The 19,938-nt window shown below is 59.6% G+C and carries 17 protein-coding genes; 2 read left to right on the top strand and 15 right to left on the bottom strand.

The features are described 5' to 3' along the window. Positions 1–2: 2 nt before the first annotated feature. Both pbpC and ACE3MN_RS06750 read right to left on the bottom strand, forming a co-directional pair. Positions 3–2,327 carry a peptidoglycan glycosyltransferase PbpC gene (gene pbpC, locus ACE3MN_RS06755; protein ID WP_049133075.1) on the bottom strand — a complete coding sequence of 775 codons (2,325 nt, stop codon included), beginning with the start codon at positions 2,325–2,327 and terminating at the stop codon, positions 3–5. Next, positions 2,328–7,274, bottom strand: coding sequence for an alpha-2-macroglobulin (locus ACE3MN_RS06750; RefSeq protein WP_375364318.1), 4,947 nt, complete (start codon positions 7,272–7,274; stop codon positions 2,328–2,330). It lies immediately after the preceding gene. A gap of 208 nt (positions 7,275–7,482) precedes the next feature. Between ACE3MN_RS06750 and sseA the strand changes: the two genes are divergently transcribed. Continuing rightward, a complete protein-coding gene (sseA, locus tag ACE3MN_RS06745) occupies positions 7,483–8,328 on the top strand; it encodes a 3-mercaptopyruvate sulfurtransferase (RefSeq protein ID WP_024359354.1) in 846 nt (281 codons plus the stop codon). 32 nt (positions 8,329–8,360) lie between these two features. On the opposite strand, the gene sseB is transcribed toward sseA, so the two are convergent. The 11 genes from sseB to trmJ form a co-directional block, all read right to left on the bottom strand. Continuing rightward, positions 8,361–9,137, bottom strand: coding sequence for an enhanced serine sensitivity protein SseB (gene sseB / locus ACE3MN_RS06740; protein WP_004136447.1), 777 nt, complete (start codon positions 9,135–9,137; stop codon positions 8,361–8,363). A 96-nt stretch (positions 9,138–9,233) separates the two neighbouring features. Beyond that, positions 9,234–10,520 carry an aminopeptidase PepB gene (gene pepB / locus ACE3MN_RS06735; RefSeq protein WP_004123606.1) on the bottom strand — a complete coding sequence of 429 codons (1,287 nt, stop codon included), beginning with the start codon at positions 10,518–10,520 and terminating at the stop codon, positions 9,234–9,236. Positions 10,521–10,627: 107 nt separating this feature from the next. Further along, positions 10,628–10,828, bottom strand: a complete 201-nt coding sequence (iscX, locus tag ACE3MN_RS06730) for a Fe-S cluster assembly protein IscX (RefSeq protein ID WP_004104502.1) — start codon at positions 10,826–10,828, stop codon at positions 10,628–10,630. 1 nt (position 10,829) lies between these two features. After that, positions 10,830–11,165, bottom strand: a complete 336-nt coding sequence (gene fdx, locus ACE3MN_RS06725; RefSeq protein ID WP_004104503.1) for an ISC system 2Fe-2S type ferredoxin — start codon at positions 11,163–11,165, stop codon at positions 10,830–10,832. A 1-nt stretch (position 11,166) separates the two neighbouring features. Beyond that, a complete protein-coding gene (hscA, locus tag ACE3MN_RS06720; RefSeq protein WP_049085712.1) occupies positions 11,167–13,017 on the bottom strand; it encodes a Fe-S protein assembly chaperone HscA in 1,851 nt (616 codons plus the stop codon). Between the two features lie 15 nt (positions 13,018–13,032). Further along, complete coding sequence (hscB, locus tag ACE3MN_RS06715) at positions 13,033–13,548, bottom strand: co-chaperone HscB (protein WP_004104505.1); 516 nt, start codon at positions 13,546–13,548, stop codon at positions 13,033–13,035. Positions 13,549–13,621: 73 nt separating this feature from the next. Continuing rightward, positions 13,622–13,945, bottom strand: a complete 324-nt coding sequence (gene iscA, locus ACE3MN_RS06710; RefSeq protein ID WP_002913979.1) for an iron-sulfur cluster assembly protein IscA — start codon at positions 13,943–13,945, stop codon at positions 13,622–13,624. A gap of 19 nt (positions 13,946–13,964) precedes the next feature. Continuing rightward, positions 13,965–14,351 (bottom strand): Fe-S cluster assembly scaffold IscU, encoded by a 387-nt coding sequence (gene iscU, locus ACE3MN_RS06705; protein WP_002913991.1) that lies wholly within the window; start codon positions 14,349–14,351, stop codon positions 13,965–13,967. A 26-nt stretch (positions 14,352–14,377) separates the two neighbouring features. Further along, a complete protein-coding gene (gene iscS / locus ACE3MN_RS06700; protein WP_004134936.1) occupies positions 14,378–15,592 on the bottom strand; it encodes a cysteine desulfurase in 1,215 nt (404 codons plus the stop codon). A gap of 177 nt (positions 15,593–15,769) precedes the next feature. Further along, a complete protein-coding gene (iscR, locus tag ACE3MN_RS06695; protein WP_004104510.1) occupies positions 15,770–16,261 on the bottom strand; it encodes a Fe-S cluster assembly transcriptional regulator IscR in 492 nt (163 codons plus the stop codon). A gap of 233 nt (positions 16,262–16,494) precedes the next feature. Next, positions 16,495–17,226 (bottom strand): tRNA (cytosine(32)/uridine(32)-2'-O)-methyltransferase TrmJ, encoded by a 732-nt coding sequence (trmJ, locus tag ACE3MN_RS06690; RefSeq protein WP_004134934.1) that lies wholly within the window; start codon positions 17,224–17,226, stop codon positions 16,495–16,497. A gap of 120 nt (positions 17,227–17,346) precedes the next feature. Here trmJ and suhB point away from each other — a divergent pair, with 120 nt between their 5' ends. Beyond that, entirely contained in the window at positions 17,347–18,150 is an 804-nt protein-coding gene (gene suhB, locus ACE3MN_RS06685) for an inositol-1-monophosphatase (protein WP_024359357.1), read from the top strand. A 54-nt stretch (positions 18,151–18,204) separates the two neighbouring features. Here suhB and ACE3MN_RS06680 read toward each other — a convergent pair whose 3' ends face one another. Together ACE3MN_RS06680 and ACE3MN_RS06675 are read right to left on the bottom strand one after the other, a co-directional pair. Further along, entirely contained in the window at positions 18,205–19,185 is a 981-nt protein-coding gene (locus ACE3MN_RS06680; protein ID WP_064410815.1) for a nickel/cobalt transporter, read from the bottom strand. After that, positions 19,176–19,814 carry a DUF1007 family protein gene (locus ACE3MN_RS06675; protein WP_049085708.1) on the bottom strand — a complete coding sequence of 213 codons (639 nt, stop codon included), beginning with the start codon at positions 19,812–19,814 and terminating at the stop codon, positions 19,176–19,178. The genes ACE3MN_RS06680 and ACE3MN_RS06675 overlap by 10 nt, the downstream gene beginning before the upstream one ends. Positions 19,815–19,938 lie beyond the last annotated feature (124 nt).

Here is a 19,938-nt window from a genome sequence, read left to right as displayed (position 1 = left end):
GTTTATTGCACGGTGAAGTTAGCGGCAACAATCTGCCCCGCCTCATCCATCACCACTAGCTGATAACTATCGGGGCGCTCAAGGTTAAGGATGGCGCTGGCGCCTTCCGCGGTCAGCGGTTCGCCGTTCAGAAACCACCAGCGCCGCCCTTCCCCGCCGGTCGTTTGCAGCGGCAGCATCACCTTCAGCTCGCCGGGCAGACGTTTAACCACCGCGCCTTCACGGATGCCGGATAGCACCAGCGGGGCGGCATCGACGGTTTGCACCGGCGGGCAGTCCGCCGAAACCGCCGGCAACCTGGCGCGACGCCGTTCGCCCGCGGGCAGCCAGGGTTCAAGCGGCAGCGGCCAGACGTCGAGGCTTTTCGCCACCGCGCCTGGGCAATCTGCCGCCACCCGCTCCCCTTTCTCATTCAGCCATACCGGAAAACGAATCCCGCGAATCCCCTCCTGACCAGGCAGCAGCAGGGTCGGCGGCTGGCTCTCGTCGAGCAACCAGGTTGCCAGCCGTCGGCGGCAGTTCGCGTCGCCCGCCGCTAAATTCTGCCCGCCGGGCCAGCACACGGTCCCGGCGCTGACCGACGACGGGCGAGGATCGGCCGGTAATCCGCCGCGGCTCATAGCCGGTCGCGCCAGCAGCAGATTATTGACCTGATTCAGCAGCGGCACCGCGCTGACGAAGCCAAACTGTCCGACGACCGGCGTGCCGTCGGGCCGTCCGGTCCAGATACCAATCAGATAGCGGGCATTCACGCCGATCGCCCAGGCGTCGCGATAGCCGTAGCTGGTGCCGGTTTTCCACGCCAGCGGCACCACCTTCACCAGCGACGCATCGGGCACCGGCTGCGCTTCGCCGGCCAGTATGCGCCGCACGATCCACGCGGCCCCCGGCGACAGCAGCGGCCTCTCAACCAGCGGCGAGTCCGGCGTGATGCGCAATTGTCCCGCCTTGCCGTGGCGGGCGAACGCGCTGTACGCCGCCACGATATCCGCCAGACGCGCGCCGGCGCCGCCGAGGATCAGCGATAAATTCGGCTCCGCGCCAGCGGGCAGCATCAGCGGCAATCCGGCATTGCGTAGCCTGGCGGCAAAACGCTTCGGTCCGTAGGCCTCCAGCACCTGCACTGCCGGAAGGTTCAGCGAGCGAACCAGCGCGTCGCTGGCGCTCACCGGCCCGTGAAACCCGCTGTCAAAGTTACCCGGTCGGTAGTCGCTAAAGCGTCGCGGCACGTCCTGCAGTAATGAGGCCGGATGGATCAGCCCCTCATCCAGCGCCATACCATAGACAAACGGCTTCAGTACCGAGCCGGGGGAGCGGATCGCCGAGACCATATCAATATGACCAAAGCGGCTATCATCGCCAATATCCACCGATCCTACCCAGCCGCGCACCTTCATATTGGTATGGTCGACCACGATCATCGCTAAAGAACTGCGCGGCGGCAGGCGCGATTTCCAGTTCAGCGCCAGATCTTCCAGCTGCCGCTGTAGCCCGGCATCCAGCGTCGTGACCACCTTCTCTGCGCGGCTGCTCGCCAGCGCGCGGCGGGCAAAAAGCGGCGCCAGCTGCGGCATCTGCCGCGGAAACAGCCAGACGGGCTCTTCGAGAGCTTCTCCCACCGGCTGCGACGGCCACACGCCCTGGCTTTCCATTCGCAGCAGGACTTTATCGCGCGCTGCCTGCGCCCGCTCGGGCCAGCGGTCCGGACGTAAGCGGCTCGGCGCCTGCGGCAATACCGCCAGCAGCGCCGCTTCGCCGTAGCTTAGCTGCGCGGGGGGTTTACCCAGATAGGCCCAGCTGGCCGCGCCGATCCCCTGCAGCGTACCGCCGAACGGCGCGCGGTTGAGGTAGAGCGTGAGGATCTCGCTTTTTGACAGATGCCACTCCAGCTGCAGCGCTCGCCATAGCTGCCGCAGCTTGCCGCCAAAGGTGCGGGGATGAGGATCGAGCAGGCGCGCCACCTGCATGGTGAGGGTGCTGCCCCCGGAGATCACTCTGCCGGAAGTGAGATCCTGCCAGGCGGCGCGAGCGATCGAGAGCGGATTGACGCCGGGATGATCCCAGAACCAGCGATCTTCATAGTGGATCAGCGCCTGTAAATAGCGCGGCGAAACGTCGGCCAGCGTCACCGGATAGCGCCAGACGCCCTGCGCATCGGCAAAGCGCCACAGCGGCGTGCCGTCTTCCGCCACCACCACTCTGGCAGGCGTAACCTCATGCAGCGGCAGCGGCCATAGCCGATCGGCCGCCAGCAGCAATAGCCACAGCAAAAAAATAAACGCCGCCAGCCAGCGCCAGCGGCGTTTTATACGCTTCAATACCCGCATTTAGGGCGCAACGGTTAGCGGTCCGCTGGCCGCGCCGGTTGCCCGCCACTGCGGCACGTACATTGACTCGACCTGCGGCTGCGGTACCTGATAAGTGCCCGGCGTCACCGCGCGCGCCAGATAAACCAGCGTCACCGGCTGGCCTTCATTGATAGCCACCGCGGCGACGAAGCGATCGTCGCGAAACTCAATGTGCTGGATATCCGCCTGCTGCATCTGGTTAAGCAAATTCTGCACCGCTTCGCCATTTTCCTGCAGGCTGGCGCTGCTGTTAGCCAGATTCTGGTTTTCCAGCTCCAGCCCCGCCGGGAGTAAATCCACTACCAGCGCGTCCGGCACGTTGCGTTTGGCCGTGACTTCCAGCTTCACCAGCACCAGTTCGCCGCTGCGCAGCGAAGCGAGCGATTTCTGCTGGCCCTGGGTATCGAAAATTTGCCGTTCGATTCCCAGCACGTTGCCTCCCGGCTGCGGAGCGCTCTGCGGATATCCACTGCTGTCGAGGCGAAGCCACAGCGCCTGCTGGCCGGTGTTGGTGACCTGCAGCGCCGCCAGCTGGTCGCCGGTCAGGTTGCGGGTTTGCGCTTTATCGCCGGAGAGCGGTTCGGCCTGCACGGAGGTTTGCGCCTGCCAGCTGCCGGAACGGTCCTGCAACGTACGCCCGGCCAGGAACAGAGCATTACTCTCCTGCGTCGAAAGCCAGCGCTGGCCGTATGACTCTTCCGCCAGATTGCTGAGCAGCGTATTTTGCGCTTCCGGCAGCAGTTTATTCTCCTCCAGCAGCGCCAGCTTCAGCGCATCGTCGCGCAGCTCGCTGCCGTAATCGCCGAGCCAGCGGTTCGCATCCTGGCGCGGCGTGGCCATCGCCAGCTTCAGGGCCTCGTCGCCGCGCGGCGCATCGCCCATCAATTTCAAGGCGACGCCCAACTGCAGCAGCGGCAGACCGGAACGCGCCTGGTCGTGACGACTCCAGATCTCGCGCAGCGCGCCGAGCGGCGCTTTCTGCTGCCGGGCCAGCACCAGCGCGGCATAGGCCTGAGCGGCAAAGCGGCTGGCCTGGGCATCATCGCTATAGCGGACGGTCATCAGCCCCGGCTCCTGTAAATAACGCAGCAGACGCTGGTTACCGCTGTTGACGGCGTTAGTCGGGACACTGTAGCCCTGCTCGCCCGCCCGGACGAGGAAGTCCATCGCGTAGGCCGTTAGCCAGTACTCCTCCGGACCCTCTTTATCCCACAGGGCGAAACCGCCATCATCGCGCTGCATCTGCAGCAGGCGAGAAATGCCGATATCCACCGCCGCGCGTCGTTTTTCATCGCTATCGCCGCTGATGCCCAACGCTTTAAGCTGGACGGCGTTGGTATAGAGCGACGGGAACAGCCCGCTGGTGGTCTGCTCCAGGCAACCATAGGGATAGGCTTTCAGGTCGCGAATATAGCGCGCCAGGTTCAGCGGCGGCTTGCCGCTGAACACCAGCTGTCCCTGCAGCGTCGCCGGCGAGAAGCCCTCACTTTGCGCCGCCGGAGCCTGCCAGCTTTCGCCTGGTTGCAGGACGGCGCCCGAATTGACAGTTTGCGCCGGGAAAGCCGGACGCACGCCGAGCTTCCACTGTTTTTGCATTGGCGTGAACGTTTCACCTGGCAGGTTCACGCCGCTGATGATGGCATTCACCTGACCATCGCCGAAACCTTCATGCGCGCGGACGGGTACAAACAGGGTGCTGCGCGCGCCGGGCGCCAGCTGCACCGGCGGTATTTCTCCCCCTTCAAGCTGCAGCAGACCGCTGGCGGCCAGCGCAACGTTGAGGGTTTGCGGCTTATCGGTCAGGTTACTGAGATCCAGCGCCAGCCGCGTGGTATCCCCGCTGGCGAGGAAGCGCGGCATGTTCAGCTCGGCAATGACCGGCGCAGCCACGATCGTTTTCCCTTCGCTGCTGCCAAAATCGTCAGCGGTCCACGCCTGGGCCATCACCCGCAGTTCGCCGTTAAAGTCGCCAATCGGCAGAGTCACCGTCCCTTCGCCTTTCTCATCCAGCACCACCGGCTGCGCCTGCTGGGCGATAATCGTCACGTGGTTAACCGGCGGTTTGCCGCCGCGCTTAAGTTCATCACCGTCGCCGCCGAAGCGCAGGCTGGCGAGTCTCCCCTGCCCTTCAATCACCTGACCATAGATATCGTAAATATCGGCCCCGTAGCGTTTCTGGCCGAAGAAAGCGTTCCACGGGTCCGGCGTCGCGTAGTCGGTAATATTCAGTACCCCGCTATCCACGGCGGAGAGCAGCACGTTAACCTGTTTCGGCATCTCGCCTTCTTTGACGCTGGCCTTAACCTTCACCGTCAGCGGCTGGTTCGGGCGCATTTTAGCCGGCGCCTCCAGCGCCAGATTCAGACGACGGTTTTCGTCGCCGAGCGGCAGGTGCAGCAGGCCCACCGCCCGTTTTGGCGTCGCGGAGCGGGATTTATCCCCCGGACGAATAACCAGCGCGCTGAGGTACAGGTCGTGACGATTCCACGCTTTATCCACCGGGATCGATAAGTCCATCCCTTCCGCCGGGACGTCAATCTCCTGCCACCACAGCGGCCCTTCGCTTGATTCCACCAGCGCATAGCCTTTACCGGCTGCCGGCGCGGCGATATGAAGCTTGATGGTATCGCCCGGTTTATAGGCCGGTTTATCCAGCTTCATGGTGACGCGGTCCGGACGCGCCGCCCCCTGGCCGTCGCTGTTATCCTGCCAGCTGTATCCGGCCCAGAAGCGCACGCTGCTGACCACATCATCTGGCCCTTTGATTTCCAGGCGATAAGAACCCCACTCGACCGGGAAGCTCACTTTCGCCGTTTGTCCGGCTGAAATATCCAGCGACTCCTCGCCTTCCTGAAGATCTTTTTGATCGAACTGCGACTGCCAGCCTTCGCTATCGGACCAGTTCCAGTAGTAGTCGCGGCGTTCGCGAATTAACCGCACCTGTAGCCCGGAGACCGCCTTCTTCTCACCTTTCGCATCGGCATACACAATCTCAAACGCGACGGCGCCGTTTTCATCCACCACCGGCTGCTTGACGGTGCTGTCGGTGCGATAGTCATAAACCTCTTTCAGGGCAAATTCTGGCCGGATACCCGGTAGCGTATCGGCAGGCCAGATTGGCTGTCTGACGGTGCGCGTGACCGGACGTCCGCCGGACTCCAGCAGGCTGGCCTGCAGGATCACCTGCAGCGGAGAGCGGCTCTCGTGCCACTGGCTGGTGGCGGTGACTTCCGCATGGCCCCGATCGTCCAGCGTGGTCTGTACTTCATCCAGGCTGCGGGAAAGGTTCTCTTCGGCAATGTCGCCAAACTGGAAGCCCGGCAGCGCGGGCACGGCGTCGCGCAGCGGACGCAGGAACAGTTTGCCCTGCAGCGAGTTGCCGCTGGCCGGCGCGCCGTACAGATAAGCACCGGTCACCGCAAAGCTAACATCCGCAGCCGGAGAGACGGGCGCATTTTGCGGCGTGAGATTTAGCGCCATACGCTCAGGCATAAAATCTTCGACGTGAAAATCCCACTCGCGCGGCTGGTTGTCGCCGGTGCTGGCGCGAATGTGCCACATCCCGGTCGCCGCGCCGCTATCTAGGGGATAAGTAAACTGGTACAGGCCGTTAACCGGTTTGCTGACCGTCGAACGAATGACCTGGCCGTTCGGCTGCACCACTTCCAGCTTCACCGGCTGCTCGGGGAGCGGTTTACCGTCGCTATCGCGCAGTAAAGCGTTGAGGATCACCGTTTCGCCCGGACGATAGAGATCCCGCGGACCAAACATAAATAGCTGCTTGCTGAACCCCGGCGCGCCGGCAATGGAAAATTCAGCCAGGTCCAGCGCCGGGAGTTTGAGATCCAGCAGGGTGGTTTGCCCGTCCTTACGCGCCAGCAGCAGCGCCGCTTCTTTGTCCGTTTGCAGCGTCACATGGCCCTGGCCGTCGCTCTTCGCCTGCGCCAGCGTCTGCCCTTTGGCGTTCAAGAGCTGAACATCGATATCGGACTGCGCCGCGCCGTTGTCCAGACTTTGGGTAAAGACATCCAGCCGGTTGTGGTAACGGTGCGCGGATACGCCGATATCGCTGAGGGTGAACAGCGTCGCGGCGTTGCTGTAGCTGTAGCGGCCCGCCTGGTTCATCACCGCGATATACACGCCCGGCTCCTGCAGCGGTTTGATATCCGCCAGCGGCAGCAGCAGTTTTTCACGCGTATTACGCGCGGGGTTGAGGTCAAAACGGCCGGTATAGACCAGATCGGCCATCTTCAGCAGCTCGTCCGACTCCCAATTGCTCAATGAATTACGGTATTCCCATTGGCTGACGAAGGCCGAAAGTGATTCCGGTTTAATACGGAAAAAATTGACGTCGACGTTATCGACATTCAGCGCCATCACCGGCAATCCGGCCACTACTTTCCCCGGCAGCAGCGAGCCGCGGCTGGCAAAGCCGATGCTCGGGGCAATATCGCGGGTGGTAATGGTTTTTTCAAAGCTGCTGTCAAAGGTCGCTTTATTCAGCGCCGCCAGGGTTGGATCTACCGATACAATCAGCTCGCGTTTTGGCTCAAGATGGCGAAGCCGCAGCTCTTTCAGGTTAGGCGCCAGCTCCCAGGCCCCATCAACTTTGCCGCTTTTTTTATCGACCAGATGTACGCTACGGGAGAAATCCTGGTCCGGCTGCAGAGGGATTGAGAAGGTCAGCACCATCGTCGACGCGCCGTCGAGCTGTACTTCCGAGGCATCCAGCAGCGTTAGCGCTTTGCCTTTGCTTTTTTCCGCCAGCGCCGCCAGCTGGCTGGCATCCGGCTTCGCGCTAGCCTTATCCGTCGCCGCAGACGCCGCGGGCGCAGCTGCCTGCGGTTTGCCGCTGTCGTCGCAGCCGGTCAACGATAGCGCGGTAAGCAGCGCCAGAGATAGTGCCGCCAAACGAAATGGTTTCATCCTTCTAACCCCTCGGCCCGCAGGCCGGATACATTAAGTGAACACATTATTATGCGTTAACAATATCATTACCAACAGCGACGAGAATAGAATCAAACTCCCGAGAGTGAATCATCCGTGATACGGTCGCCACTCTGGGATCCATAACTTGTCACTCTCCCGGAAAACGTCGACAATTCACTCTTGAACAATAAAAAAGGAGACGCCGATGTCTACCTCGTTTTTTGTCGCTGCCGACTGGCTGGCGGAACATATTGATGACCCGGAAATCCAGATTATTGACGCCCGTATGGCTCCGCCGGGACAGGAACAGCGCGATCTTAACGCTGAGTATCAGGCGGGCCATATTCCCGGCGCCGTTTTTTTCGATATCGAAGCCCTCTCCGACCATACCAGCCCGCTGCCGCACATGATGCCGCGCGCGGAGGCGTTTGCCGTCGCCATGCGCGAACTGGGCGTCAGCAGCGATAAGCATCTGGTGGTATACGATGAAGGCAATCTCTTCTCCGCGCCGCGCGCCTGGTGGATGCTGCGCACCTTCGGCGTTGAAAAAGTGTCTATTGTTGCCGGCGGCCTCGAAGGCTGGCGTCGCGATGAGCTGCCGCTGGAGCAGGGCCTCCCTGAACTGCCGGAAGGTGATTTTGACGCTCGTCTCGATCCGCAGGCGATCAAGCGTCTGACCGATGTGCTGCTGGTCAGCCATGAAGGATCGGCGCAGATCGTCGATGCTCGCCCGGCCGGGCGTTTTAATGGTCAGGTGGCCGAGCCGCGCCCGGGTTTGCGCAGCGGGCATATTCCCGGCGCGCTAAACGTCCCCTGGAGCGAACTGGTGATTAACGGCGAACTCAAAACCACCGATGAACTGAACGAGATTTTCGCTCGCCAGGGCGTCGACTTTGAGCAGCCGATTATTGCCAGCTGCGGATCCGGCGTGACGGCGGCGGTCGTGGTGCTGGCGCTAACCACGCTGGGCGTTAACGGCGTCAGCCTGTATGACGGCTCATGGAGCGAATGGGGCGCGCGGACGGATTTGCCGATTGAACCGGCGCAGTAGACAAAGCAACGGGGGCGTAAGCCCCCGTTCGGTTAGATAATGCGATTGTGCTTAAAGTCACGCAGGAAGCTGCCCCAGCGTTTTTCATAGAACGGCGTAATGTGGGCAATCATAAAGTGGCTAATCCCCTTTTCACCCTCCACCACCTGGCAGATATCAATCGGCTCGTCGCCGGGAAGCGTATCGGTCGCAACGCTACCGGTGGCCTGAATCACCGCCTCAATATCGCCTTCCGCTTCAATGCCAATCAGCAGGTTGGCCGGGGCATCGGCGCTGTCTTTAATAGAGCATAAAAACGCGCGCTTCACCGTTTTCAGCGTCTTGAACAGCGTGGTCAGCGAGTCCACCATCTGCGCGGGCGGTTCGGCAACCTCAGACAGCAGCAGCGACTCGCCGCCCTCAAGCACGGTCTGGGTACTGAGCGGGCTGCCCTCTTCCCCCAGCAGATGGCTAATTTCTCGCGGCGCAAACTCTTTGCCAGTAGGGAGTTTGGCATTGAGATAGAGCGTTTCGCCCAGGGTCATCGCGAACAGCGTGCGCACCGGCATCACCACGAAAGACTGTTCGTCCTCAACGGCCTGCTGCAGCGCTTCCAGCGAGGTGAAAAAAGGAATAACCGATGTGCCATCATCTTTTTCCCAGTGCAGCAGGTCCAGTACGCTATCTTCCACAACCTGCTCGCCCTGAGCGGCGGCTCCCGGCACCCAAACGGTGGCTTCGAGCAAAGTACGGAAAAACGCCGGACGGTGGCCTGGCTCGGTCGCCGCCTTCTCCAGCAGGGTTTCTAGCTCATTTTTAGTTTCGGACATAGTTTCGCTACTTCAAAATCGCCCGGCGGCGCTGCGCTCGCACGGGCCCACGAGTTTTGTCGGTCGGGTAAGCGCAGCGCCACCCGGCAAAATCCATTACTCTGCCGTCAGCAGGTTGGCAATGGTGCGCACGCCGAGGCCGGTCGCGCCCGCCGACCACTGCTCAACGGCAGATTTACGGTAGGTCGCCGAACAGTCGATATGCAGCCAGCCCTGGTGATAGTTCTCCACGAAGTGGGACAGGAAGCCCGCTGCGGTGCTGGCGCCCGCCGGATAGGCCGCGCTGCCGGTATTGTTCAGCTCGGCGAAGTTCGACGGCAGCTGGCCGCGGTGGAACTCAGCCAGCGGCAGACGCCAGAAGGCCTCGTTTTCAGCCTGCGCGCTCGCCAGCAGGCGATTCGCCAGACCATCGTCAAAGCTGAACAGCGCGTGATAATCATTACCCAGCGCGGTTTTCGCGGCGCCGGTCAGCGTGGCGGCATCGATAATCAGCTCAGGCTTTTGCGCAGAAGCATCGATCAGGCCGTCAGCCAGCACCAGGCGACCTTCCGCATCGGTATTCATGATTTCCACGGTTTTACCGTTGCGATAGTGAATAATATCGCCAAGTTTAAAGGCGTTGCCGCTAATCAGGTTATCGGCGCAGCACAGATACAGCTTCACGCGCTTATTGAGGCCGCGAGTGATGGCAAACGCCAGCGCGCCGGTCACCGTTGCCGCGCCGCCCATGTCGGACTTCATCGAGTCCATAAAGGCGCTCTGCTTGATGCTGTATCCGCCGGAGTCAAAGGTGATGCCTTTACCGACCAGGCAGGCGTACACCGGGGCTTCTTTATCGCCGGTTGGGTTATAGTCCAGCGCCAGCAGGACCGGCGGGCGCTCGGAGCCGCGACCGACCGTGTGCAGGCCCAGGTAGTTCTGCTCGCGCAGGTCTTCACCCTTGGTGATACGATAAGAGACGTTATCGCAGGCCACGCTGCACAGCAGGTCTACCGCACGCTGCGCCAGCTGTTCCGGCCCCAGCTCTTCCGCCGGGGCGTTAATGGTGTCACGGACCCAGTCAATAATGGTCAAGCGGTTATCCAGTTCGCTTTTCTGCGCATCGTCGAGGGCCGGCCACTCCACTTTGCGGCTGCCTTTCGGCCCCTTATAACCCGCCCAGAACGCCCATGCGCGGTCGGTGTCCCAGCCTTCGCCATCAAGCGCAACGTGTTTGATGCCCATGCCGTCAATTTTCCGCGCCGCGCGCTGAATCAAACCCAGGTCGTCTTTGCCGTTCAGGTGCAGGGCGATGCCGTCGTTATTAATGCTGTAAGACGCTTTTTCTCCCCAGCGCGCATCGGCTGGCTGAGCGGTAAGCGTAATTTTCATAGCTTCGGTCATTATCATTATCCTTCTTAGCAAACGGGCCGCCGTATGGCAGCCCGTAAAGTTCTTTCGCTCGTTGATTTACTCGGCTTAAAACCACCGGGTAAATCATGACGCGAAAATTATTCGGCTTCGTCTAACCAGACTAGCAGAATCGCCTCAAGAATTTTTTCATTGGATGCGTTTGGATCGTCATCAAACTCTTCCAGGTCGCAAATCCACTGATGCAGATCGGTGAAGCGAACGGTTTTCGGGTCGAGATCCGGAAAAGCGTCGTACAGCGCTTCGCCGATTTCACGACTATCGGTCCATTTAAGTCCCATATTAATGCTCGCGTGCGTGGTTGATGGTGTAACGCGGAATTTCGATGACCAAATCTTCGTCAGTCACCCGCGCCTGGCAGCTCAGACGGCTGTCGGGTTCAAGCCCCCAGGCCTTATCCAGCATGTCGTCTTCATCTTCGGTACTTTCAGCCAGCGAGTCAAAGCCTTCGCGCACGATGCAGTGGCAGGTGGTGCAGGCACAGGATTTTTCGCAGGCGTGTTCAATCTCAATGCCGCTACGCAGAGCAGCATCAAGAATGGTCTCACCGGTCTCAGCTTCCACAACTACGCCATCCGGACACAGGTCCTGGTGGGGCAGAAAAACAATTTTTGGCATTTTAAACCTCGTCCACGGATTGGCCTTTCAGCGCGATACGGACCGATTGATCCATACGACGTGCGGCGAATTCCTGGGTTTGTGTGTCGATATTTTTAATCGCTTCTTTGATTGCATCGGCATCATCGCCTGCCGCAGCGGCGCGCACTTGCTCCGCGGCGTCATCGATAGCCTGACGCTCTGCGGCGCTTAACAGCGCGGCGTCGGCGGCCAGCGCGCTGACCAGACTTTCCAGTACGCGCGCGGCTTCAACTTTTTGCTCGGCCAGCATGCGCGCCTGGACGTCCTGTTCGGCGTAGCTCATCGAATCTTTAATCATGCTGGCGATCTCGCCATCGGTCAGACCGTAGGACGGTTTCACCTGGATAGAGGCCTCGACGCCGGTCGATTTCTCCATCGCCGTCACGCTCAGCAGGCCGTCGGCATCCACCTGGAAGGTGACGCGAATATGCGCCCCGCCCGCCGGCAATGCCGGAATGCCGCGCAGCGCAAAACGCGCCAGGGAGCGACAGTCCTGCACCAGCTCGCGCTCGCCCTGCATGACGTGGATAGACATCGCCGTCTGACCATCTTTGAAAGTGGTGAACTCCTGCGCGCGCGCCACCGGAATGGTGGTGTTGCGCGGGATAACCTTCTCCACCAGACCGCCCATGGTTTCCAGCCCCAGGGAGAGCGGGATCACATCGAGCAGCAGCAGTTCGCTGTCCGGCTTGTTGCCCACCAGAATATCCGCCTGAATCGCCGCGCCGATGGCGACGACTTTATCCGGGTCGATAGAGGTCAGCGGCGTACGGCCAAAGAATTCGCCGACGCGCTCGCGCACCAGCGGCACGCGGGTCGAGCCGCCCACCATCACCACTTCCAGCACCTCTTGCGCCTCAACGCCGGCGTCTTTCAGCGCGCGACGGCAGGCCAGCAGAGTGCGTTTGACCAGCGGCGCGATCAGATCGTTAAACTGGCTGCGGGTGATTTCCCCCTGCCAGCCGCCGACATTCACCCGCGCCGTCTCGGCATCGCTGAGGGCGATTTTCGCCGCGATCGCCGCATCGAGCAACTCGCGCTGCAGGCGGTTGTCGCTGCGATCGCTCAGGCCAGCCTGCTCGCGCAGATAATCGGCCAGCAGGTGGTCGAAATCGTCGCCGCCGAGCGCGGAATCGCCGCCGGTAGCCAGGACTTCAAACACGCCGCGGCTTAAGCGCAGCACGGAGATATCAAAGGTGCCGCCGCCGAGATCGTAAACCGCGATGACCCCTTCCTGACCGGAGTCCAGGCCGTAAGCAATCGCCGCCGCGGTGGGTTCGTTCAGCAGACGCAGCACGTGCAGGCCCGCCAGACGCGCCGCGTCTTTGGTTCCCTGACGCTGAGCATCATCGAAGTAGGCCGGCACGGTAATCACCACCCCGTCGAGCTCGCCCGCCAGCGCTTCGGTAGCGCGCTCGGCCAGCGCCTTGAGGATATCGGCAGAAACGCGAATCGGGTTGAGCAGACCGCCTGGCGTCTGAATCATCGGCAGGCCGTTTTCGCTTGCCTGCAGTTGATAAGGCAGATGCGGGTAGCGGGCCTCGATATCGGCCAGAGAACGTCCCATCATGCGCTTGACCGAGCTGATGGTATTGACCGGATCCTGAGCGGCGTTTTGCCGCGCGTCATAGCCCACCGTCAAACCCGAAGCCTGATAGTTCACCACCGACGGCAGCAAATAGCGCCCTTGACGGTCGGACAGAGTTTCGGCCTGGCCGCTACGCACGGTAGCCACCAGTGAATTGGTGGTGCCCAGGTCGATACCCGCCGCCAGACGTCGCTGGTGCGGCGCGGCGCTCAGTCCGGGCTCACTAATTTGTAATAAGGCCATAATTGCTTCCGAAAATTAAAAATCGAGCAGTTTTTCTTCGAGTTGTTCCGCACTGCTTCGCAGTTTATCGAGAAAACGCAGCTTGCGCACGGTATCCGCCGCCGCCTCCCACGTCTCGTTATTCAGTTGTTCAACCATCAGCTGATGCCGGGTATCAAATTGCGCTTTGACCCGCTTGATAAAGCTTTCCAGCCGCGCTTCATCCTTCGCTTTGCCTATTTCATCCAGCTCTTCGCGCAGCTCCAGCTGTTCCATCAGGAACGCGGTATCGCGCACGGTGTGCTGCTCGCTGGCGAGATCGAAACCATGAAGCGAAAGGAGATATTCGGCGCGGGTCAGCGGGTGGCGAAGGGTTTGCCACGCCTGATTAATGGTGGCGGACTGCTGCACCGCGGCGAGCTGTTCGGCCGCGCTGCCGCTGGCGAACTTATCGGGGTGATACTGGCGCTGTAGTTCCTGGTACCGGGCAGCCAGGGGTTCTAACGAAAGGGTATAGCTGGCCGGTAACCCGAAGAGGGTAAAATAGTCCATAGCAACCTCAGGGTTAACGAGATAAAGCAAACCCCACGCGCAGCGAGACTACGGTGGGGTCAGGGATAACCGATTACACGTTAAAGCTTTCGCCGCAGCCGCACTCGTCCTTCACGTTCGGGTTGGTGAACTTAAACCCTTCGTTAAGGCCTTCTTTGACGAAGTCCAGCTGCGTACCGTCGAGGAACTGCAAACTTTTGCCGTCGATCACGACCTTCACGCCTTTGTCTTCAAACACGGTGTCTTCTGCCGCTGGTTCGTCAACAAACTCCAGTACATAAGCCATACCTGAACAGCCGGAAGTTCTGACTCCCAGGCGCAGGCCAAACCCTTTACCGCGGTTGGCCAGAAAGGCGTTGACTCGCGCTGCTGCACTGTCGCTTAAAGTAATCGACATAACAAACCTCAACTCTTAATTATTTTGCTTCACGTTTGCTTTTGTAATCCGCAATCGCGGCTTTAATCGCGTCTTCCGCCAGAATAGAGCAGTGAATTTTGACCGGCGGCAGCTCGAGCTCGTCAGCGATATCGGTGTTTTTAATCGCCTGAGCTTCGTCCAGCGATTTCCCTTTTACCCATTCGGTCACCAGGGAGCTGGAAGCAATAGCGGAACCGCAGCCGTAGGTCTTGAAACGCGCGTCTTCAATGATACCTTCATTGTTGACTTTAATCTGCAACTTCATCACGTCGCCGCACGCCGGCGCGCCAACCATACCGCTGCCGACGTTTTCGTCGCTATTGTCGAAAGAGCCGACGTTGCGCGGATTCTCGTAATGATCGATAACTTTTTCGCTGTAAGCCATGATGAATTCTCCTTATTGGTGCCGAATTAGTGATGTGACCATTCAATGCTGTTCAGATCCACGCCCTGCTTGAACATTTCCCACAGCGGTGAGAGTTCGCGCAGACGGCCGATGGAGTTGCGGACCAGATTGATGGTGTAGTCAATCTCTTCTTCGGTAGTAAAACGACCTAAAGAGAAACGAATAGAGCTATGCGCCAGCTCGTCGGTCATCCCCAGCGCGCGCAGCACGTAGGACGGCTCGAGGCTTGCGGAAGTACAGGCTGAACCGGAGGAAACCGCCAGGTCTTTCAGCGCCATAATCAGCGACTCGCCTTCAACGTAGTTAAAGCTGACGTTGAGGATATTCGGCGCGCCCTGCTCGAGGTCACCGTTGAGATAAACCTCTTCCATATCTTTCACGCCGTCCCACAGACGGTTACGCAGGCCGCGCAGGCGGGCCATTTCGCTTTCCATCTCTTCTTTCGCGATACGGTAAGCTTCACCCATACCGACGATCTGGTGGACAGGCAGCGTACCGGAACGCATGCCGCGCTCGTGACCGCCGCCGTGCATCTGCGCTTCGATACGAATACGCGGTTTACGACGCACGTACAGCGCGCCGATACCTTTCGGGCCATAGATTTTGTGGCCGGAGAAGGACATCAGGTCAACTTTCAGCTGGCTCAGGTCGATAGGCAGTTTGCCCACGCTCTGGGTCGCGTCAACGTGGTAAATGATACCGCGGGCGCGGCACATCTCGCCGATGGTAGCGATATCCTGCACCACGCCGATTTCGTTATTCACGTGCATAATGGAAACAAGGATGGTGTCATCACGCATCGCGGCTTCCAGTTCTTTTAAATCGATAATACCGTTACGCTGCGGGGCGAGATAGGTGACTTCAAACCCTTCGCGCTCCAGCTGACGGCAGGTGTCCAGCACGGCTTTGTGTTCGGTTTTGCTGGTGATGATGTGCTTGCCTTTTTTCTGATAAAAGTTGGCTGCACCTTTAATCGCCAGGTTATCGGATTCCGTCGCGCCGGAGGTAAAGACAATTTCGCGCGGGTCGGCACCGACCAGCTCGGCAATCTGATTACGGGCGATATCTACCGCCTCTTCAGCCTGCCAGCCAAAACGGTGGGAACGGGAGGCCGGGTTACCAAAGGTCCCGTCCAGAGTCAGGAACTGCATCATTTTCTCGGCAACACGCGGGTCCACCGGCGTGGTTGCGGAGTAATCGAGATAGATCGGTAATTTCATTGCTCTATAAACTCCGTACATCGCTTCAATGCAAGGAATCAGGCAACCGGCTGGATGTACGACCGAGTACACAGGATGGCGGAGCATCCCGGCCTGATTCGAAAATCTTTTTTATCTTTTTGGCTCAGCTCGTTTCATCTTGCAGCCGAATAGCTGCAAGATGAAACTGAACGAGAACTACGCGCGCAGTTTGACGTCAATAGCGTCCTGAGCACGGGTATTACGCTGGGATTCATGGTTGTGCTGACGACCGGAGACATCCAGGATTTCCTGGTTATTCACCAGTTCGCCCAGCGTGATGTTATTCAGAAAACCGGTCAGTCGCTCGCTCAGATCGCGCCACAGCGCGTGAGTAAGACACTTATCGCCGCCCTGGCAGCCGCCTTTGCCCTGACAACGGGTGGCGTCAACGGATTCGTCTACTGCGCTGATAACTTCGCCAACCGCGATGCTACCCGCTTCTTTACCTAACAGATAACCGCCGCCTGGACCACGTACGCTGGAAACCAGACCATTTTTGCGCAGGCGAGAGAACAGCTGTTCCAGATAGGAAAGCGAAATTCCCTGACGCTCTGAAATATCAGCCAACGGAACCGGACCCGATTCAGAGTTGAGCGCAACGTCAAGCATCGCGGTCACGGCATAACGCCCTTTAGATGTCAGTCTCATGTCTTACTTAACCTCAAACTCGCCCCTGCCCGGGCTTTTTATTAATATGGGTATTGCATAGCAAGGCAAGTCTGACATTCCCGAGTAAATTGGTCAACTATTTACTTGACTGTTTTAGTCAGGTATTTGGCTTTCCGTGCCGTTTTACTTAAGCGCGATCTGATGCCCTCCCCCATCGGGGGAGGCGATCGGTAGGCCGGGTAAGCGCAGCGCCCCCCGGCAAACAGACAGCGCTATTCTTTATTCTTCTGCTCAATTGACGCCAGCATACCGCGCAGGATGTTCAGCTCCTGGCTTTCCGGGCGGGCGCGGGTAAACAAACGGCGCAGCTTGTTCATCACCTGGCCCGGATGACTGGCGCGGATAAACCCGGTTGCCAGCAGCGTCTGCTCCAGATGGCCGTAGAAACGCTCTAAATCATCCACCAGTGGATAAGGCGTTTCTTCATGCTCGACGACGGGCTCATTTTGCTCCTGCGCCGCCAGCCATGCCATACGCACTTCATAGGCGATGACCTGCACCGCCATCGCCAGGTTCAGCGAGCTGTATTCCGGGTTAGCGGCAATCGCCACGTGATAGTGACACTTCTGTAGCTCGTCGTTAGTCAGGCCAACGCGTTCGCGGCCAAATACCAGCGCAACCGGCGCATGCTGCGCTTCGGCGACGCTTTTCAGGCCGCATTCGCGCGGATCGAGCATCGGCCACGGCAGCGTGCGGGAGCGGGCGCTGGTTCCGACAACCAGGCTACAGCCCGCCAGCGCTTCATCGAGGGTGTCGACGATGTTGGCATTGCCAATCACGTCGCTGGCGCCGGCCGCCAGAGCGATGGCCTGAGAATCGGGTTTAACCAGCGGATTGACCAGCCAGAGGTTGGTTAACCCCATGGTTTTCATTGCGCGGGCGACAGAGCCCATATTGCCGGTGTGTGAGGTTTCTACCAGTACGATTCGAATATTTTGCAGCATTATGGTTCTTCGGCTAAAGATTATTCGTGCATGCTATCATAAAACGGAGACATAGGCAGATTTCACTGTTACTATATGCGCCGTTTTTTCCCGTTCTTTAACATCCAGTGAGAGAGACCGATGCATCCGATGCTGAACATCGCCGTGCGCGCAGCGCGCAAGGCGGGTAATTTAATTGCCAAGCACTACGAAACCCCTGACTCCGTAGAAACCAGCCAGAAAGGCAGCAATGATTTTGTGACTAACGTCGATAAAGCCGCCGAGGCGATGATTATCGAAACCATTCGCAAATCTTACCCGCAGCACACCATCATCACCGAAGAAAGCGGTGAACACGCAGGTGAAGATCAGGATGTTCAATGGGTTATCGATCCACTGGATGGCACCACCAACTTCGTAAAACGTCTGCCGCACTTCTCCGTGTCCATCGCCGTACGCATTAAAGGCCGTACTGAAGTCGCCGTGGTTTACGATCCGATGCGTAACGAACTGTTCACCGCGACCCGCGGCCAGGGCGCGCAGCTGAACGGCTACCGTCTGCGCGGCAGCAGCGCTCGCGATCTGGATGGCACGATTATCGCCACCGGCTTCCCGTTCAAAGCAAAACAGCACGCGACCTCTTACATGAATATCCTCGGCAACATGTATACCGAATGCGCGGATTTCCGCCGCACCGGTTCCGCGGCCCTGGATCTGGCCTACGTTGCCGCTGGCCGCGTTGACGGCTACTTTGAAATCGCGCTGAAACCGTGGGATTTCGCGGCAGGCGAGCTGATCGCCCGTGAAGCAGGCGCTATCGTCTGCGACTTTACCGGCGGCCATAACTACCTGCTGACCGGCAACATCGTTGCAGGCAACCCGCGCGTTGTAAAAGCCATGCTGGCCAATATGCGCGAGCATCTGAGCGAAGCGCTGAAGCGTTAATCTCTCACTGAATGAAAAGCAAAAAGGAAGCCGCGGCTTCCTTTTTTTATCCCGTTAAAACGGACGCAGGCCGCCGCCCGGAGGTATCGCACTACTCCACATCACGATAGCCGCCGCCAGCAAAATCACGCCGCCGGCCAGCGCCAGCGTCGCCCAGCCTACCTGCTTCCATGGCGCCGGCGCCCGGTTCGCGCTCAGCCTGACCGCCAGTTGACGGAATCCGTGAACCAGCAGCGCCAGCGCGCTAATGGTGAGCGAGGTTCCCGCCGCCATCGCCATCGCGGCCGCCATCCCCCAGCCAAATACGCCGATAACCTTACTGAACAGCAGCACCATAATGGCTCCGGAGCAAGGCCGCATCCCCATCGACAGCACAATCGCCAGCCGCGCCCGCCAGTCATCGCCGCTTTGCAGCTGTTCCGGCGCCGGTAGATGCTGATGCCCGCAGCCGCAGTTGGCGTGATGAACATGATGCGGGGTAAAAGCGGTAAATTTCGGTCGCCGCAGCAGCATCCGCAGCTTTTTCAGCGCCCGCCAGCACAGCAACAGGCCCAGCGCGCCGACCAGCAAATAGCTTCCCTTTTCCAGCCAGAAGCTGCTCAGGTGCAGCGCTCTTGCCGGAAGACGTAGCAGGGTAAGCACGACCACCACTAAAGCGATGGCCACCAGCCCCTGCAGCAGCGAGGCGGCCAGGGTCAGGCCAATGCTGGATTTCAGCTTCGAAGGATGGGTCGCCAGCCAGGTGGTAATCACCACTTTACCGTGCCCCGGCCCCAGCGCGTGCAGGACGCCGTAGACGAAGCTAAACCCCAGCAGCGACAGCCCGGCGGCGGAGGGATTTTCCGCTACCGCCTGCAGAAGCCGGCTTAGTTCAAGATTCAGCGCGCGCTGCCAGACCGCGCTTTGCAGCAGCACCTGCGGCCAGGCCTGCCATAGCCAGAAGCCAGCCCCTGCCGCCAGCAGCAAAAAGAGCGCCAGCGGCCAAAGCTGACGCCAGCGCGGAGAACGGCTGTTTTGAGTAAAAATCAGCGACATTGCAGCGTCACCTTTTGCGCGAAGTAATTCCCCAGTTCCATATCCTCCGGCGGCGCATCCGCTTTATCCAGCGACTGCGCGTAGGACAACATTTTTTCGTTAGGCTTCGGCGTCATCACTTTTGCCGAGCAGCTTGTCTTCATCGCCGCCGGCAGAGCGAAATCAGCGTCTTTGTCATAATACATATCAACGTAATAGGTCGGGTCGTAGGTTGAAAAGGTAAAGGTTTGCCCGGCCAGAGGCTGCGGCTTCGCCAGCGGTAGGGTAAAGGTGAGCACCGCCTGATGGCCGCTGCGCTCCAGGCCATAGCCGTCGGGTCGATTATCAAACTTTACCCGCTGGCCGTTATGCCATAGCTCGCTGAAATAGTGCTGGCCCAGCACGTTCGCCATCACTTCCGCCGCCAGCTTTTTCCAGATTTCGCTACCGGGTTTAGCGTTGCCCGCATCATAGAGCAGATCGGCGGAGGTGATTTCATCCATCGTCCAGCGCATTTTAAAGCCGGTGAGCAGGCCATTTTCCGCCACGGCCTCCGTTTGCAAACTGATGAAACTGTGCGGATGCGCCGCCGCGGATAGCGATAAAAACATGAAAAACGCTGCGCTGACGCATTGTTTCACTCTCTTCATCTGTTCCTCACGTGAAAAATTCTGTGAACCGCGCCAGCAATCCTGATGTAAAGACGCGGGCGTGCCCTGCTCACCCTGAATACATTAACTACGCTTAACGAAAACCCTAACTGGAACTAACCGG

This window comes from Klebsiella grimontii (assembly GCF_042137965.1).
GTDB classification, from domain to species: domain Bacteria; phylum Pseudomonadota; class Gammaproteobacteria; order Enterobacterales; family Enterobacteriaceae; genus Klebsiella; species Klebsiella grimontii.
This window is presented reverse-complemented; position numbering and strand designations above follow the sequence as displayed.